Below are 15,476 nucleotides of genomic sequence, written 5' to 3'. Positions count from 1 at the left end.
CCGAGTCCTTCACGCATGCGCCTGGTCCCCAATTCCCTCCACGACGAAGTCGCCGCCACGCTGCGCGAGCAGATCTTCGACGGCACGCTGTCGCCCGGCAGCTTCGTGGACGAGGTGGCCCTGTGCGAGCGGCTGTCGATCTCGCGCACGCCGCTGCGCGAGGCGCTGAAGGTGCTCACCGCCGAAGGCCTGCTGCGCCACGAGCCGCGCCGCGGCTGCTTCGTGAACGAGGTGACCGAGCGCGACCTCGACGAAATCTTTCCGGTGATCGCGCTGCTCGAAGGGCGCTGCGCCTACGAGGCCGCGCGCAATGCCAGTGACGCGGAGCTGAACGAGCTCGACGCGCTGCACGAGCGCCTGGTGCGCCACGCCAAGGCGCGGCGCATCAACGACTACTACGCCACCAACCACATCATTCACGAGGCGATCATCAAGCTCGCCGACAACAAGTGGCTGGCCCAGGTGATCGGCGACCTGCGCAAGATCCTGAAGCTGGCGCGGCTGCAGCAGCTGCACGCGCCGGGGCGGCTCGACCAGAGCCTGTCGGAGCACCTGGCCGTGTTCGCGGCGCTCAAGGCGCGCGACAGCGAAGGCGCCGACGCCGCCATGCGCACCCACATGACGCGCCAGCGCGAGGCGCTGCGCGAAGTGATGCAACAGCAGAAATCCCGGGTGATGCCGTGACAGGCATCGCCCATACAGCCAACGGCACAGGAGCAGATCGATGAGTGCGACCGAGTGGTTCCAGGCGCGCCTGCGCATGGGCGAATCGTCCAAGGTTCCTGTGGCGAGCAACGGCGCCACGAAAGGCCCGGCCCGCCACACGCCCAAGCCCAGCGCCCGCACCACCGCCGAGCGGCTGCAGGCCACGCTGCGCAAGGCCGACGAGGCGCTGTCGCCGCGCACGCTGCGCCGCGTGCTGGCCGAGCTGCAGGCCGTGATCGATCCGCGCGTGAGCGAGGTCGAGGGCGGCCGCCGCGCCCATGCCATCGCGCAGGCCTATGCCGGCGCCTCGCCCGAAGAACGCCGCGACTACTGGGCGCTCATGAGCGAGCATTTCGCCGCCGATGCGGGCAAGCTCAAGAGCGCGCGCGACCAGCACCAGAGCGCCGTCGGCACCCCCGACGAAGGGCAGGCCGAGCTGCGCCTGCGCCGCGCGCTGGTGTCGCCGCGCATGCGGCTGCTGCAGCGCTTCGCGGTCGAGCCCGGCGGCATGCGCTTCCTGGTCGACCTGCGCGCCGACCTGCTGCCGTGCCTGAAGTCCGACAAGCGCCTGCTGGCGCTCGAGGCCGAGCTGGAGCACCTGTTTTCCACCTGGTTCGACGTGGCTTTTCTCGAGCTGCGCCGCATCGACTGGAACTCGCCGGCGTCGCTGATCGAGAAGCTCATCCGCTACGAGGCGGTGCACGACATCAAGAGCTGGTCCGACGTGAAGAACCGCCTGGACGACAGCGACCGCCGCTGCTACGGCTTCTTCCATCCGCGCCTGCCGAACGAGCCGCTCATCTTTGTCGAGGTGGCGCTGGTCGACCGCATCAGCGAAGGCATCATGCCGCTGCTCGACGAGGCCGCCGTGCCGGTGCAGCCGGCCAAGGCGACCACCGCGATCTTCTATTCGATCAGCAACACGCAAACGGGCCTGCGCGGCGTGAGCTTCGGCGACTCGCTCATCAAGCGCGTGGTCGAGACCCTGCAGGACGAGCTGCCGCGCCTGAAGACCTTCGCCACGCTGTCGCCCATTCCGGGGCTGCGCGCGTGGCTCGCCAAGAACGCCGGCGAGCTGCTGCCGCGCCTGGACGAGAAGCGCGAAGCCGAACTCGGCCGGCTCGTCGGCTCGGTGCCGCCCACGGCCGAGCGCCTGCTGGCGGCGGTCGACGCGGGGCCCGAGCTCGATGCCAAGTCGCCGCTGCGCCAATGGCTGCTGCAGGCCACCGCCGAGTACCTGGGCCGCACGCTGGTCGACGGCACGCCGGCCGACCCGGTGGCGCGCTTCCACCTGGGCAACGGCGCGCGCGTCGAGCGGCTCAACTGGGCCGGCGACCCGTCGGCCAAGGGGCTCAAGCAGTCGTACGGCCTCATGGTCAACTACCTGTACGACCTCAAGCGCCTGGACCGGCATCGCGGCTGGCTGGCCGAAGGCAAGATCGCGGTTTCGGGAGACATCGAAGGCCTGTTCCTCAAAAAAGGCTGAGTCCGTTCGCTTCGCCGCGGCAGCGCTGCGGCCCGCACCTTGACCGCCGGAGGGCGGCAACATCCACAACGACGACGACAGGAGACGAGACAGATGACGCAACAGAGTTTTCAACGACGCGATGTGCTGCGCGTCGCCGCAGCAGCCGGGGCCGTGGCCCTGTGCGGTGGCGCACGTGCCCAGGGCTGGCCGACCAAGCCCGTGACCATGGTGGTGCCGTTCCCGGCCGGCGGAGGCACCGACGCCTTCGCGCGCCCGCTGTCGGCGCAGTTCGCGCGCGCGGCGGGCCAGACGCTGGTCATCGACAACCGCGGCGGCGCCGGCGGCACCGTGGGCGCGAGCATCGCGGCCAAGCTGCCGGCCGACGGCTACGCGCTCTTCATGGGCGCCGTGCACCACGCGATCGCACCGTCGATCTACCCCAAGCTCGACTACGACCTCGAGAAAGACTTCGTGCCCCTGATGCTGCTGGCCAACGTGCCGCAGGTGGTGGTGGTCAACCCGAAGCGGGTGCAGGCCGCGACCATTCAGGAGCTCATTGCCACCGCCAAGCGCAACCCCGGCAAGCTCAACTACGGCTCGGCCGGCTCGGGCACCTCGCACCACCTGGCGGGTGAGCTGTTCAAGCTGCAGACCGGCACCTTCATCACCCACATCCCGTACCGCGGCGCGGGCCCGGCGCTGTCCGACCTGATCGCGGGCAACGTCGACCTGATGTTCGACGGCCTGGGTTCCTCCGCGCAGCACATCAAGGGCGGCCGCATCAAGGCGCTCATGGTGGCCGGTGCCAAGCGCAACCCCGCGTTCCCCGACGTGCCCTGCGCCGCCGAGGTCGGGCTGCCCGACTACACCGTCACCACCTGGTACGGCCTGTGGGCGCCCAAGGGCACGCCGGCCGAAGCGCAGACGCAGATCATCGACACGATGAAGAAGGCGCTGGGCACCGACGAGCTGAAAGCCATCTGGGCCCAGAACGGCTCCGAGATCCCGAACGTCACCACCGCCGCCTACGGCCGCTTCGTCAATGCCGAGATCAAGCGATGGGCGACCGTCGTGAAGGCCTCGGGCGCCAAGCTCGAATGACCGAGCGGCAGGTCTCGCTGCGCCGCGAAGGCGCCGTGGCGCTCGTCACGCTGTCGAACCCGGGGCGTCTCAATGCGATGACGCGTGCCATGTGGCGTGCGCTGCGCGCGGTGTTCGACGACCTGCGCGGCGACACCGCGCTGCGCTGCGTCGTCGTGCGCGGGGAGGGCGGTGCCTTCTGCGCGGGCGGCGACATCTCCGAGTACCCCTCGTTCCGCTTCGAGGAAGCGAGCCTGCGCGAGTTTCACGAGAACGAAGTCTGGGCCGCGCTGCAGGCGATGCTCGACTGCCCGCTGCCGCTGGTGGCCCAGATCGAAGGCGCCTGCATGGGCGCGGGCGTCGAGATCGCCAGCTGCTGCGACATCCGCCTGGCCGGTGCGTCGGCGAAGTTCGGCGCGCCGATCGCGAAGCTGGGCTTTCCGATGGCGCCGCGCGAAGCCGCGCTGGTGCATGGCGCCATCGGCGACGTGCTGGCGCGCGACATGCTGCTGGCCGCCGGCGTGCATGGCGCACAGCGGCTGTACGACGCGGGCTTTCTGCTGCATGTGCTGCCCGATGCCGAGGTGCCGGCCGCCGCGCAGGCGCATGCGGCGCGCATTGCCGCGCTGTCGCCGCAGGCCGCGCGCCTGCACAAGGCCACCTTCACCGCCCTGAAGAGTGGCGGCGCGGCGGCGCAGCAGCTGCTGGCCACCGCGTACGACTACGCCGACACCGCCGAGCACCGCGAGGGCATCGATGCCTTCCTGGGCAAGCGCCCTCCGAATTTCCGACCTTCCTGAGCCTGCCGTTTGATGATGACGAAGATGATGAAGACGAAGTCCTCCCCCAACGCCAACCTGTTCGCCGCCTTGCGCGCCGCCTTTCCCGCCGACCTCGATGCCATCGCGGTCGAGACCGAGAACGGCCTGCACTACTCGTGGCGCGACCTCGACCGCGCCAGCGCGATGATCGCCAACCTGCTCGACGGCCTGAAGCTCGAGAAGGGCGCGCGCGTCGCCGTGCAGGTCGAGAAATCGGTCGAAGCCATGCTGCTGTACCTCGCGACCTTGCGCGCGGGCTACGTGTTCCTGCCGCTCAACACGGCCTACCAGAGCGCCGAGATCGAGTACTTCATCGGCAACGCCGAGCCCGCCGTGGTCGTGTGCACCGGCCGCAACGCGGCCTGGGTGCGCCCCATCGCCGAGGCGGCCGGCACGCGCCACGTGTTCACGCTGGACGACGACCGCACCGGCACGCTGCTCGACGCCGCGGCGCGCTGCAGCGACCGCCACGCCGTGGCGCTCAAGAAGCCCGACGACCTCGCCGCCATCCTGTACACCAGCGGCACCACCGGCCGCAGCAAGGGCGCGATGCTCACGCACCGCAACCTGCTGTCGAACGCCGAAGTGCTCAAGGACTACTGGGGCTGGACAAAGGGCGACGTGCTGATCCACGCGCTGCCGATCTTCCACGTGCACGGCCTGTTCGTGGCGCTGCACGGTGCGCTGCTCAACGGCAGCAAGATCCTGTGGTTCTCGAAGTTCGACCCCAAGCGCATCGTCGCCAAGCTGCCCGAGGCCACGGTGTTCATGGGTGTGCCCACGCTCTACGTGCGCCTGCTGGCCGAGCCGGGCCTCACGCGCGAGGCGGTGCGCACCATGCGCCTGTTCGTCGCGGGCTCGGCGCCGCTGCTCATCGAGACGTTTGACGAATGGCGCGAGCGCACCGGCCACACCATCCTCGAACGCTACGGCATGAGCGAGACCGCCATGCTCACGTCCAACCCGTACGACGCGAAGAAGGGTGAGCGCCGCGGCGGCACCGTCGGCTTCGCATTGCCCGGCGTGCAGCTGCGCGTGCGCGACGACGAGGGCAAGGACCTGCCGGTCGACGAGATCGGCGGCATCCAGGTGAAGGGCCCCAACGTGTTCGCGGGCTACTGGCGCATGCCCGAGAAGACCAAGGAAGAGTTCACCGCCGACGGCTTCTTCAAGACCGGCGACGTGGGCAAGATCGATGCACGCGGCTACATCACCATCGTCGGGCGCAGCAAAGATCTGATCATCAGCGGCGGCTACAACGTCTACCCGGCCGAGATCGAGGGCTACATCAACGAGATGGCCGGCGTGGCCGAAAGCGCCGTCATCGGCGTGCCGCACCCCGACTTCGGCGAGGTGGGCGTGGCCATCGTGATCCCCAAGGGCGGCGCCACGATCGACGCCGACGCCATCGTGGCCGAGCTCAAGGCCAAGCTGGCGAACTTCAAGATCCCCAAGCGCTGCTTCGTCGTGCCGGAACTGCCGCGCAACACGATGGGCAAGGTGCAGAAGGCGTTGCTGCGTGCGGAGCACAAGGGGCTGTTCGCCGTCTGAGCCCCGCCGCGCGCCCGGGCTTCAGGCGGCGGGCGCGAGCCCGTTCATCAGCCCGCTGCGCGCGTGGCAGTTGATGTACTCGTAGCTTTGCTCGTCGGCCTTCAGCACCGACACCTCGTGGTACAGGCGCAGGCGCAGCTCGAAGTTCAGCGCCTGCACATAGCGCATGAAGCTGCCGAAGATCGCGACGTGCGTCGGGTGCGACTCGGCCCAGCGCTCCATGTCGGCCAGCGAGCGCCAGTAGCTCAGGCCGAAAGACTTCTGCAGCGGCGCGCCGTGTGCGTCGAGGTGGTGCATGAAGCGGTTGCTGTAGCAACCGATGGGCAGGCCCTGGTCGCGCAGGAAGTCCATGCCTTGGCGCAGCACCGGGGCCATGTCTTCCAGGTAGCGCTGGCGTTCCTGGCCGGTGGTCTCGGTCCACTCCTGGCCCGAACGGATCATCGCGAGGTGCGTGTGGCCCGCGATGCGCACGCGCTGGCCCGGTGCCGGCGTGCCGGCGATCACCGCGCGCGTGCCCGAAGGCGCGAGCGCGTCGGCCTGCGCGAGCGGGAGTCGATCGCGCATCGACCCCCAGTAGCCGTGCTCCTGCAGCTCGCCGCTCACACCGCCCATCACCACGCCGATGCCCTCGAGGCGGTCGGGCGTGCTGAACAGGGTCTCGAAGTGCGCAGCACGCGGGGAAGCGATTTCTCGGAAGTAGCCGAGGCCTTCATGCAAGCGCTCGTCGGCGTTCCACCAGGCCTCGATGGCGGGCGTGGCACACCAGCGCGCGAACGCCGCCGCATCGCGCCAGCAGGCGATGGCGATCAGGTTGTCGCAGCCGTCGGCGTCGACGCAATGGGCCAGGTCGTGGTGGCCGGGGCCGTCGGGCAGGGCGAAGTCGCGGGCGATCTTCAGGAGCGCGGCGCAAGCCCGGCCCTGCATCGCCGGGCCGCGCGATTGCACACCGAAGTAGCCCATCACGACCTGGGTCGTCGTCACGGGCGCGCGCGCCGACCAGCCGGGGTAGGGTGGCGTGTGGTCGTCTGCCACGCGGCGCTCGCGGGTGCGCGGGCAGCGCAGGTGCTCGGGGATGGCCGATTCCATGGTGCGGCTCCGTGGTCCGCTCAGGCCACCACCGGCTCGGGCACGCTGCCCTCGGGCTCCGGCGTGAGCTGCACCACCACGGGCGTGCGCCGCGTCTTGTTCAGCAGCAGCTGCGTGACGTCGGGCCGCGAATAGTGACCGCTTGGATCGGCCGCCGCCTTGGCGAGCGCGATCATCCCGAGGTCGATGTCGGCGATCACCAGGCCCTCGGCGTCTTCGGCCAGCGGCGTGCCCAGTGGCGAACCGTCCGGGCCGTAGATGCGCGCATGCCCCCCGCCGACGCCCAGCATCTGTCGCTTGCCGTCGTCGGTGCACATCAGCTCGCTCATGGCCTTCGACACCGTGGCGCAGGGCGCGATGACGAAGCAGCCGCCCTCGACCGCGTACACCTGGCTCGCGGCGTTGTTCACTTCATGGCCCAGCGCGTAGGCCGCGCCGCGGTAGAGCGAAAAGCTCGGCCATGCACCGCAGTGGATCTGCTCGTTCTGCGCATACATCGCGTACTTGCTCAGCGGCTGCAGGTGCTCCCAGCAACACAGCGAGCCGATGTTGCCCAGCGGCGTCTGGACCACGTGCAGGTCGGCGCCGTCGCCTTCGCCGAACACGGTGCGTTCCACGTGCGTCGGCTTGAGCTTGCGGCGCGTCTGCACGGTGCGGCCCTGGTCGTCGATCAGCGCCTGCGCGATGTACAGGCTGCCCGCCGCTTTCTCGCTGTAGCCGAGCGAGAGCCAGATCTTGTGCTGGCGCGCCGCCGCCTGCAGGCGTTCGAACTCGGGCGAGCCGATGACCAGCGAGTTGTCGTGGTAGCGCTGCACGAACTGCATGCCCCAGGCCGGCGAATCGAGCCAGACCCACCACGGGTAGCCCGGCACCCAGGTCTCGGGAAAGGCGATGAGCTGCACGCCCTGTTTCGCGGCCTGCGCCATGAGGTCGATGGTCTTGTCGATGGTGGCGTCGAGGTCGAGGAACACAGGCGCGGCCTGCACGGCGGCGACGCGGAGCTTGGGGTGGACGGTGGTCGGCATGGGGTGTTCTCCAGGGGGCAATGAACGTAACGAAATCCCCACTGTGCGCACCGGGTTTGCGCGGTGGCATGCGGGTTGCATGAAGCGTAAATTCGCGCCGCCGGAACGCCTTGACCCGGATTGGCGGCGTTCTTGTTCCAGCGTTGCATGTGCCTTGCGAAGGCCTTCCGAGGACCCCGATGACCCCCTTGCTCAGCACCGATGCCGTCCCGCGCGACCAGCGGCTCGCGTACTGGACCGACATGATCTGCAATGTCTACGTGCAGCTCGAATGCGACGCGGTGCGCACCGGCGACGGCGGCGACTTCGAGGGCAGCATCCGCCAGCACGCGCTGCCCGGCCTCGGCATGTCGGTCGTGACCTCGCGGGCGCAGAAGGTGATGCGCACGCCGGGCCACATCGCGGCGTCGAGCGACGACTGTTTTCTCGTGAGCATCCAGGCGCGCGGGCAGGGCGTGGTGCGCCAGGACGGGCGCGACGCGGTGCTCGGCGCCGGCGACTTCGCGCTGTACGACAGCACGCGGCCTTACCAGCTGCTGTTCGACCAGCCCTTCGAGCAGATCGTGCTCAAGCTGCCCGGCGAGCGGCTGCGCAGCGAACTGCGCGACACCGAGGCACTCACGGCCACCACGGTGTCAGGGCGCGAGGGCGCGGGGCACCTGCTGCTGGGCATGATCCGCACGCTGCGCGAGGACTTCGACGCGCTGCAGCCGGCCTCGGCGCTGGCGGTGGCCCATGGCGTGCAGAACATCCTCGTGGCCGGCCTGCAGACGCTGCCCGCGGCGCACGCACCGGCGCTCAGCAAGCTCACGGCGTACCACCTCGCGCGCGTGAAGCAGCGCATCGACGAGCAGCTGGCCGATCCGACGCTGTCGGTGGGCACGCTGGCGGCGCAGCTGGGCATGTCGGTGAGCCACATCCACCGCGTGTTCAAGAGCGAGCCGCTGGCGCCCTCGCAGTACATCTGGGAGCGCCGGCTCGACGCATGCAGCCGCGACCTGCTGGAGCCGCGCCTGGCAGGGCGGCCCGTGGGAGAGATCGCGTACGGGAGGGGGTTCAACGACGCGGCGCACTTCAGCCGCGCGTTTCGCGAGCGCTTCGGATGTTCGCCGCGCGAATGGCGGCAGCAGCGCTCGCCGCAATGACCGCGGCCACGGCGCAGCGGCCGTCGCCGGGGCGGTCGGGTCTTCTTACTGGACCAGCAGCACCGAGATGTCGGTCTCGGCCACGACCTTGGTCGCGACCGAGCCCATCAGCGCGCGGCCCAGGATGCCGTGGCCGTGCGTGCCGAGCACGATCAGCTCGGCCTTCGATTCGGTGGCCGACTTGAGGATTTCCTCAGCCGCGTGGCCGTGGCGCGCGTCGGCGGTGAAGTTGGCCACGCCTTTCTCGGCGAACCAGGCCTTCACCGGGTCGAGCACCTTGGCGTTTTCCTCGGCGTAGTACTCGGTGACGATTTCCTTGCTCAGGTGGCGCGCCACGTGGCCGGAGATGCCGGTGCAGACATTGACCACCACCAGTTCATGGCCGTCCACGAACATGGCGCGGTTGGCGAGCAGGTAATTGAGGGCCTTTTGCGTGTAGGCGCTACCGTCGACTGCAATGAGGATTTTCATGGCTTTCCTTCTACGACTGTGAACAAGTGCCGCATAGGATGGCACAGGAAAGCCACGGGGTGTTTGATATGCCTCAGCCCCGCAGGCCCTTCCAGAGCATGTAGGCGGCCAGCAGGTACAGGATGCTCGCGAACACGCGCTTGAGCTTCTTCACCGGCAGGCTGTGCGCGGCCCTGGCGCCCAGCGGGGCGGTGAACACGCTGCAGGCCGCGATCACCACGAGCGCGGGCAGCCAGATGTAGCCGAAGGCGCCGGCCGGCAGGCCCTGCACCGACTGCCCGCTGAGCACATAGCCCAGCACGTTGGCCACCGCGATCGGAAAGCCCAGCGCCGCGCTGGTCGCCACCGCGTTGTGGATCGCCACGTTGCACCAGGTCATGAACGGCACGCTGATGAAGCCGCCGCCCGCGCCCACCAGGCCCGAGATGAAGCCGATGGTGCCGCCCGCCGCGAGCTGGCCCCCGGTGCCCGGCATCTGGCGCGTGGGCTTGGGCTTCTTGTCGAGGAACATCTGCGTGGCCGAGAAGCCCACGAACAGCGCGAAGAAGATCGCCAGCGCCGTGCCCTTGAGCAGCGCGAACACGCCCAGGCTGCCCGCGAGGCTGCCGATGACGATGCCGGGCGCCAGGCGCTGCACGATGTCCCAGCGCACCGCGCCGCGCTTGTGGTGCGCGCGCACGCTGGACACCGACGTGAAGATGATCGTCGCCATCGAGGTCGCGATCGCCATCTTCACCGCCAGGTCGGCCGGCACGCCGCGCTGGCCCATGATGATCGTGATGAACGGCACCATCAGCATGCCGCCGCCGATGCCCAGCAGGCCGGCGAGGAAACCGGTGCCCAGGCCGAGCGCGGCGAGTTCGGCGATCAGGAGCGGGTCGAGCAGGGCAGCGAGGTTCACGGGAGGATGGGGAAAGAACGAGCGGCTGAAAAAGCAACGGCCCCGTGCGGTGAAGCAGGGGGCCGTGGCGGGAAAAGGTGTCTGCAGATGGTGTGCCGGACCCGCATCCTGAACCAGGGTTCAGGTGGGCGAGGGCAGCAGGACTTCGGGTTCATCTGACGCGAGATGATCACGCCCGTCAAGCGATGTACCAAGCCCGGCTCCGGAGAGCATTGGAACAAGGAAATATTAAGCCCGACACGTCTGCAGACAAAACGGATTTTACGCCCCGGATGTGCCGGGCCGCGTGCCCTCAGAGCAAATGTCCATCGCCCGCCAGGGCCTGATCGAGTCTCTGAATGAGCTGGGCGGCCTTCGGGTCGGTGTCGGCGGCGGTTTCTTCGGTGGCTGCGGCAACGGCAGGGGCCGGTGCGGCGGCAGCAGCGGCCTGCTGGGCCGCGAGATCGAAAGCCAGGTTCAGCGAGGCGAGCACGGCGATGCGGTCGCGTGCCTTCACCTTGCCCGCGTCGCGGATCTTGCACATGGCCGCGTCCACGCGGTCGACGGCCTCGCGCAGTTGCGCTTCGCCGCCGTCGGGACAGCCGAGCAAATAGCTCTGGCCCATGATCTGTACTTCAATCTGCTTCATGCGTGATGGGAATCTTCGGAAGGGGGTTCGGCCGGCAGCCGTTCGAGCAGGGCATCGAGGCGGGTGCGGGCCGCGGCGAGCCGCGACTTCAGGCCGTCGCGTTCACGCGTGAGCGCATCGACCTGTTCCTGCAGCAGCGCGTTGGTGCGCTGCACCTCTTCGTGACGCACGAGCAGGCGTTCCACACGCTCGGCGATCTGGTCGATGGGGCTGGAGGCGGGCATGGTTGGCGATTGTAGTTTCCCGGGAATTCGGAACATCCGGCGCACCGCGCGGGGCGCGCACCGGACGTGGCCGAGATTCTGGGGCCTGCGCCGCCCGCGATCAAACACGGTGTGGTGTGCGCGCCCCGTGGGCCTAAAATCTCGCCCGTTGGTGCTCGCGGCGTGGTTCGCACGGCGCAGTTCAACGGGAAGCAGGAGTGGACGCCCCCCGGGGCCGAAGCCGCCTGCGCTGCCCCCGCAACGGTCAAGCAGACGACGCCGCAACGCGTCACCCCTTTCCATCCAGCCACTGGGCGCCCTGAAACAGGTGCCTGGGAAGGCGGCAAAGGGTCGATCTGCCAGCCCGGATACCGGCCAACAAGGCGGCTGCCGCATCGGCAGCCATGACGCCCATGGCGCCGGCGGGGAAGCCGGCCAGGGCATAGAAGTTCGTTCGGTTCACCCCATGATTTCCTGTGTTTCCCTCTCCAGCGGCCGCGCCAGCGTGCGCCGCAACCGTCCCGCGTGCCTGCCGCTGACGCTCGCCCTGGCCTCGGCCTTCGGCGGCCTGGCCCTGGTGCCGCTGGCCGCGCAGGCGCAAGTCGCAGCTGCAGCAGCAGCAGCAGCACCTGCCACGCTCGACGAGACCGTCGTCACCGCCAACCGCACGCCGCAGGCGCTGTCGGACCTGGTGGGCGATGTCTCCATCATCGACCGCAAGACCATCGAACGCAGCGGCGCGACCGGCGTGGCCGACGTGCTGGCGCGCCTGCCCGGCATGGAGATCTCGCGCAGCGGCGGCGTGGGCAACGCCACCAGCGTGTTCATCCGCGGCGCCGAATCGCGCTTCACCGCGGTCTACCTCGATGGCGTGCGCATCGATTCGCAATCGACCGGCGGCGCCGGCTGGGAAGGCATTCCGCTCGCGCAGATCGACCGCATCGAAGTGCTGCGCGGCCCGGCTGCCGCGGTGTACGGCTCGGACGCCGTGGGCGGCGTGATCCAGCTCTTCACCAAGCGCGGCGAGGAGGGCGTGTCGCCCTACGCCGGCATCGGCTTCGGCAGCCACGGCCTGCGCCGGATCGAAGGCGGCGTGAGCGGCAAGTCGGGCCTGCTCGACTACTCGTTCGGCGTGGCGCACGAGGAAAGCAAGGGCTTCAACATCCAGCCGATCGCCAAGCGCACGCCCTCCAAAGACGGCTTCACCAACCCCGATCGCGACGGCTACCGCAGCACCTCGGGCAACCTGAAGCTGGGCTTCCAGATCACGCCCGACCAGCGCATCGACGCCACCTTGCTCACCAGCAACACCGAAGCGGCCTACGACCCGTCGGTGAGCTTTCGCACCAGGCCGCCGATCACCTTCCGCAACGACGTGTCGACCAACGAGCTGCGCACCGCCGGCCTGACCTGGTCGGCCAAGTGGAACGACATCTACAGCACCCGCCTGCAGGTGACCGATTCGCAGACCGTCTACAAGACCCAGCCCTCGTTCTACCGCACCGAGACCCGCCTGCGCGGCTACCTGTTCCAGAACGAATTCCGTTTCGGCGCGCACCTGGTGACCGCCACCCTCGAGCGCCGCGAAGACGCGCTCGAGAACGCGCCGACCACCTCGGCCAAGCTGTTCTCACGCGACCGCTCGCAGAACGCCGCCGCACTGGGCTACGGCTATGTGAAGGGCCCGCATTCGCTGCAGCTGCATGTGCGCCATGACGACGACAGCGAGTTCGGCGGCAAGACCACCGGCAGCGCCGCCTACGGCTACGCGATCACGCCGAGCCTGCGCGCCACCGTGTCGGCCGGCACCGCGTTCCGCGCGCCCACGCTGTACCAGCGCTTCAGCGAGTACGGCCTGGCGAGCCTGCAACCCGAATCGAGCCGCAACGTCGAGCTGGGCCTGCAGTACACCGCCGGCGCCACGCAGGCCGGCATCGTGCTGTACCGCAACCGCGTGCAGAACCTCATCGTGTTCGACGGCAGCGCCAAGGGCTGCCAGTCGTCGTTCGGCTGCTACGCCAGCACGGCGCGTGCGCGCTACCAGGGCGTGACGCTCACGGGCGGCCACCGCATCGGCGACGTCACGCTGCGCGCCTCGCTCGACTACCAGGACCCGCGCGACCTCGCCACCGACCACCTGCTGGCACGCCGCGCCCGGGCTCACGGCACGCTGGGCGCCGACTGGCGCATCGCCGGCTGGACGCTGGGCGCCGAGGTCCAGAGCTCGGGCAAGCGCTACGACGACGCGGCCAACACCGTCAAGCTCGGCGGCTACACGCTGCTGAACCTGTCGGCCAGCAAGCAGATCATGCGCGACCTGAACCTGGTGGCGCGCGTGGACAATGTGGGCGACAAGGACTACCAGTTCGCACGGCTCTACGCCACCGGGGGCCGCACCGCGTACGTCGGACTCAAGTGGACTCCGCAGTAAACACCCGCCGCTCTTCGCCCGGCGCAGCTGTCACCTGCGCCGCGGTGCTCGTGGCCGCGCCGGCCTCGGGGCAGGGCAAGACCACAGTCGCCGCCGCGCTCGCGCGGCTGCACGTGCGCCAGGGCCGCCGCGTGCGGGCCTTCAAGTGCGGTCCCGACTTCCTCGATCCGCACTGGCTCGCGCTGGCCACCGGCGCGCCGGTGCATTCGCTCGACCTGTGGATGACCGGCGAGGCCGACTGCCGCGCGCGCCTGCATGCCGCCGCGAGCGAGGCCGACCTGGTGATCGTCGAAGGCGTGATGGGCCTGTTCGACGGTACGCCCAGCGCGGCCGAACTGGCCGAGCGCCTGGGCCTGCCGGTGCTGGCCGTGATCGACGCCCAGGCCATGACCGGCACCTTCGGCGCGCTGGCCTACGGCCTGCAGAACTTCCGCCCGGGCCTGCCCTGGGCCGGCGTGCTGGCCAACCGCGTGGCCAGCGAGCGCCATGCCGACATGCTGAAGGACGCCTTGCGCGACCCCGGCGACTGGCTCGGCGCCTTGCCGCGCAGCGCCGATTTCGCGCTGCCCGAACGCCACCTGGGGCTGGTCGGTGCCGCCGAACTCGGCGACGCGATGGTGCGGCTCGATGCCGCGGCCGACGTGCTCGCCGCCACGCCGCTGGGTCAGCGCGCGCCCGGGCAGCTGCCGCAGGTGCGCTTCGAGCCCGCGCCGACGGCGCCCGTCGCGCCGCTGCTGGCGGGTCGCACCATCGCCATCGCGCGCGACACGGCGTTCTCGTTCATCTACCCGGCCAACCTCGAGGTGCTCGAAGCCCTCGGCGCGCGGCTCGCGTTCTTCTCGCCGCTGGCCGACGAGCCGCTGCCGCCCTGCGACGCCGCCTGGCTGCCCGGCGGCTACCCCGAGCTGCATGCGGCCGTGCTGTCGGCCAGCGACCGGTTGCGGCTCTCGCTCGCCAACCACGTCACGGCCGGCAAGCCGATCTGGGCCGAGTGCGGCGGCATGATGGCGCTGTTCGACGAACTCGCCACGCGCGACGACGCCGAGCCAACCGACGTGCACCGTCTTTGGGGCGTGCTGCCGGGGCGGGCCGTCATGCAAAAGCGGCTGGCCGGCCTCGGCCCGCAGCAGCTCGACCTGGGCACGCATGCCCTGCGCGGCCACACCTTCCACTACTCGCGCTGCGAGACGCCGCTCGCGCCCGCCGCGCGCACCGTCGGCACGCGCGGCGGCGAGGCGCTGTACGTGCACGGCCCCGTGCGCGCGAGCTACTTCCATGCGTGGTTCGCGTCCAGCCCGGAAGCGACCGCGCGGCTCTTCAGCGCCATGCCCCTCGAACTCGACAGCCACGCCGCACAGGCGCCCCCCGATGCCCCTCACTGAGCACGAATTCATCCTCGGCGGCCAGAAAAGCGGCAAGTCGCGCCGCGCCGAACAGCGCGCGGCCGACTGGTTGGCTTCCGGGCCCGCATCGCGTCGCGCGGTGCTGATCGCCACCGCGCAAGCCCACGACGACGAGATGCGCGAGCGCATCGCGCGCCACCAGGCCGACCGCGCCGAGCGCGTGCCCGGTCTGCAGACCCTCGAGGAGCCGATCGAGCTGGGGCGCGCCATCGTCACGCAGAGCGCGCCCGACACGCTCGTGGTGGTCGACTGCCTCACGCTATGGCTCACCAACCTGCTGATGCCGCTGCGCACCGAAGGCGCCGCCGTGGTCACACGCACGCCCTCGGCGCACGCCACGCTGCTGCTCATCGCGCTGCGCGAGGCGCGCGGGCCGGTGGTGCTGGTCGGCAACGAGATCGGGCTGGGCGTGATCCCGCTGGGCCGCGAGACCCGCGCCTTCGTCGACGTGCTCGGCCGGCTGAACCAGGACGTGGCGGCTGCCTGCCACCGCGCGACGCTGATGGTCGCCGGCCTGCCACTGACGCTGAAGGCGCCCGGCGCATGAGCTTCGATCGC

15 protein-coding genes and 1 riboswitch are annotated in these 15,476 nt (G+C 69.9%); of the genes, 9 read left to right on the top strand and 6 right to left on the bottom strand.

Annotated elements, in window-relative coordinates:
• Window positions 1-15 precede the first annotated feature (15 nt).
• The 5 genes from AC07OX_RS20030 to AC07OX_RS20010 all read left to right on the top strand — a co-directional run bounded on the left by AC07OX_RS20030 (window position 16) and on the right by AC07OX_RS20010 (window position 5,625).
• The gene (locus tag AC07OX_RS20030; RefSeq protein WP_062480546.1) at window positions 16-684 is read left to right on the top strand and encodes a GntR family transcriptional regulator; all 669 of its coding nucleotides are present in this window, start codon (window positions 16-18) and stop codon (window positions 682-684) included.
• 40 nt (window positions 685-724) lie between these two features.
• Window positions 725-2,191 (top strand): malonyl-CoA decarboxylase, encoded by a 1,467-nt coding sequence (locus AC07OX_RS20025; protein WP_495261651.1) that lies wholly within the window; start codon window positions 725-727, stop codon window positions 2,189-2,191.
• Window positions 2,192-2,284: 93 nt separating this feature from the next.
• On the top strand, window positions 2,285-3,274 hold the full coding sequence (locus AC07OX_RS20020) for a Bug family tripartite tricarboxylate transporter substrate binding protein (protein WP_495261650.1): 990 nt from the start codon (window positions 2,285-2,287) through the stop codon (window positions 3,272-3,274).
• On the top strand, window positions 3,271-4,053 hold the full coding sequence (locus AC07OX_RS20015) for an enoyl-CoA hydratase/isomerase family protein (protein WP_495261649.1): 783 nt from the start codon (window positions 3,271-3,273) through the stop codon (window positions 4,051-4,053). The genes AC07OX_RS20020 and AC07OX_RS20015 overlap by 4 nt, the downstream gene beginning before the upstream one ends.
• 27 nt (window positions 4,054-4,080) lie before the next feature.
• Window positions 4,081-5,625, top strand: a complete 1,545-nt coding sequence (locus AC07OX_RS20010) for a malonate--CoA ligase (RefSeq protein ID WP_495261648.1) — start codon at window positions 4,081-4,083, stop codon at window positions 5,623-5,625.
• A 21-nt stretch (window positions 5,626-5,646) separates the two neighbouring features.
• On the opposite strand, the gene AC07OX_RS20005 is transcribed toward AC07OX_RS20010, so the two are convergent.
• The gene (locus AC07OX_RS20005; RefSeq protein WP_495261647.1) at window positions 5,647-6,711 is read right to left on the bottom strand and encodes a phenylacetaldoxime dehydratase family protein; all 1,065 of its coding nucleotides are present in this window, start codon (window positions 6,709-6,711) and stop codon (window positions 5,647-5,649) included.
• Between the two features lie 20 nt (window positions 6,712-6,731).
• Window positions 6,732-7,736 carry a carbon-nitrogen hydrolase family protein gene (locus AC07OX_RS20000; protein ID WP_492695968.1) on the bottom strand — a complete coding sequence of 335 codons (1,005 nt, stop codon included), beginning with the start codon at window positions 7,734-7,736 and terminating at the stop codon, window positions 6,732-6,734.
• Window positions 7,737-7,915: 179 nt separating this feature from the next.
• Between AC07OX_RS20000 and AC07OX_RS19995 the strand changes: the two genes are divergently transcribed.
• Window positions 7,916-8,881: an AraC-like ligand-binding domain-containing protein gene (locus AC07OX_RS19995; RefSeq protein ID WP_495261646.1), complete on the top strand. Its 966-nt coding sequence runs from the start codon at window positions 7,916-7,918 to the stop codon at window positions 8,879-8,881.
• 45 nt (window positions 8,882-8,926) lie between these two features.
• Here the strand turns inward: AC07OX_RS19995 and AC07OX_RS19990 are convergent, their stop codons facing one another.
• The 4 genes from AC07OX_RS19990 to AC07OX_RS19975 form a co-directional block, all read right to left on the bottom strand.
• On the bottom strand, window positions 8,927-9,352 hold the full coding sequence (locus tag AC07OX_RS19990; RefSeq protein WP_062480532.1) for a universal stress protein: 426 nt from the start codon (window positions 9,350-9,352) through the stop codon (window positions 8,927-8,929).
• Window positions 9,353-9,425: 73 nt separating this feature from the next.
• On the bottom strand, window positions 9,426-10,253 hold the full coding sequence (locus AC07OX_RS19985) for a sulfite exporter TauE/SafE family protein (protein WP_062480530.1): 828 nt from the start codon (window positions 10,251-10,253) through the stop codon (window positions 9,426-9,428).
• Window positions 10,254-10,545: 292 nt separating this feature from the next.
• A complete protein-coding gene (locus tag AC07OX_RS19980) occupies window positions 10,546-10,881 on the bottom strand; it encodes a cell division protein ZapA (RefSeq protein WP_369647215.1) in 336 nt (111 codons plus the stop codon).
• A complete protein-coding gene (locus AC07OX_RS19975; RefSeq protein WP_056581479.1) occupies window positions 10,878-11,105 on the bottom strand; it encodes a hypothetical protein in 228 nt (75 codons plus the stop codon). The genes AC07OX_RS19980 and AC07OX_RS19975 overlap by 4 nt, the downstream gene beginning before the upstream one ends.
• Before the next feature lie 133 nt (window positions 11,106-11,238).
• Window positions 11,239-11,478: riboswitch (cobalamin riboswitch) on the top strand.
• Window positions 11,479-11,550: 72 nt separating this feature from the next.
• Between AC07OX_RS19975 and AC07OX_RS19970 the strand changes: the two genes are divergently transcribed.
• Genes AC07OX_RS19970 through AC07OX_RS19960 form a run of 3 tightly spaced genes read left to right on the top strand, consistent with a single transcriptional unit; the run spans window position 11,551 to window position 15,465 of the window.
• On the top strand, window positions 11,551-13,515 hold the full coding sequence (locus AC07OX_RS19970; RefSeq protein ID WP_495261645.1) for a TonB-dependent receptor domain-containing protein: 1,965 nt from the start codon (window positions 11,551-11,553) through the stop codon (window positions 13,513-13,515).
• Window positions 13,500-14,897: a cobyrinic acid a,c-diamide synthase CobB gene (locus tag AC07OX_RS19965; protein WP_495261644.1), complete on the top strand. Its 1,398-nt coding sequence runs from the start codon at window positions 13,500-13,502 to the stop codon at window positions 14,895-14,897. Before AC07OX_RS19970 ends, AC07OX_RS19965 begins: the two co-directional genes overlap by 16 nt.
• Window positions 14,884-15,465, top strand: a complete 582-nt coding sequence (locus AC07OX_RS19960) for a bifunctional adenosylcobinamide kinase/adenosylcobinamide-phosphate guanylyltransferase (RefSeq protein ID WP_159271953.1) — start codon at window positions 14,884-14,886, stop codon at window positions 15,463-15,465. The genes AC07OX_RS19965 and AC07OX_RS19960 overlap by 14 nt, the downstream gene beginning before the upstream one ends.
• Window positions 15,466-15,476: the final 11 nt, after the last annotated feature.

This window comes from Variovorax sp. GW821-FHT09D07 (assembly GCF_059416345.1).
The sequence above is the reverse complement of the archived record's forward strand: the minus strand, read 5'-3'. Positions and strand labels throughout refer to the sequence as shown.

Excerpts from the sequence above, each read along its gene's own strand:
- AC07OX_RS20030 (WP_062480546.1), top strand. The coding sequence starts at position 16 with ATGCGCCTGGTCCCCAATTCCCTCCACGACGAAGTCGCCGCCACGCTG.
- AC07OX_RS20025 (WP_495261651.1), top strand. The coding sequence starts at position 725 with ATGAGTGCGACCGAGTGGTTCCAGGCGCGCCTGCGCATGGGCGAATCG.
- AC07OX_RS20020 (WP_495261650.1), top strand. The coding sequence starts at position 2,285 with ATGACGCAACAGAGTTTTCAACGACGCGATGTGCTGCGCGTCGCCGCA.
- AC07OX_RS20015 (WP_495261649.1), top strand. The coding sequence starts at position 3,271 with ATGACCGAGCGGCAGGTCTCGCTGCGCCGCGAAGGCGCCGTGGCGCTC.
- AC07OX_RS20010 (WP_495261648.1), top strand. The coding sequence starts at position 4,081 with ATGAAGACGAAGTCCTCCCCCAACGCCAACCTGTTCGCCGCCTTGCGC.
- AC07OX_RS20005 (WP_495261647.1), bottom strand. The coding sequence starts at position 6,711 with ATGGAATCGGCCATCCCCGAGCACCTGCGCTGCCCGCGCACCCGCGAG.
- AC07OX_RS20000 (WP_492695968.1), bottom strand. The coding sequence starts at position 7,736 with ATGCCGACCACCGTCCACCCCAAGCTCCGCGTCGCCGCCGTGCAGGCC.
- AC07OX_RS19995 (WP_495261646.1), top strand. The coding sequence starts at position 7,916 with ATGACCCCCTTGCTCAGCACCGATGCCGTCCCGCGCGACCAGCGGCTC.
- AC07OX_RS19990 (WP_062480532.1), bottom strand. The coding sequence starts at position 9,352 with ATGAAAATCCTCATTGCAGTCGACGGTAGCGCCTACACGCAAAAGGCC.
- AC07OX_RS19980 (WP_369647215.1), bottom strand. The coding sequence starts at position 10,881 with ATGAAGCAGATTGAAGTACAGATCATGGGCCAGAGCTATTTGCTCGGC.
- AC07OX_RS19975 (WP_056581479.1), bottom strand. The coding sequence starts at position 11,105 with ATGCCCGCCTCCAGCCCCATCGACCAGATCGCCGAGCGTGTGGAACGC.
- AC07OX_RS19970 (WP_495261645.1), top strand. The coding sequence starts at position 11,551 with ATGATTTCCTGTGTTTCCCTCTCCAGCGGCCGCGCCAGCGTGCGCCGC.
- AC07OX_RS19960 (WP_159271953.1), top strand. The coding sequence starts at position 14,884 with ATGCCCCTCACTGAGCACGAATTCATCCTCGGCGGCCAGAAAAGCGGC.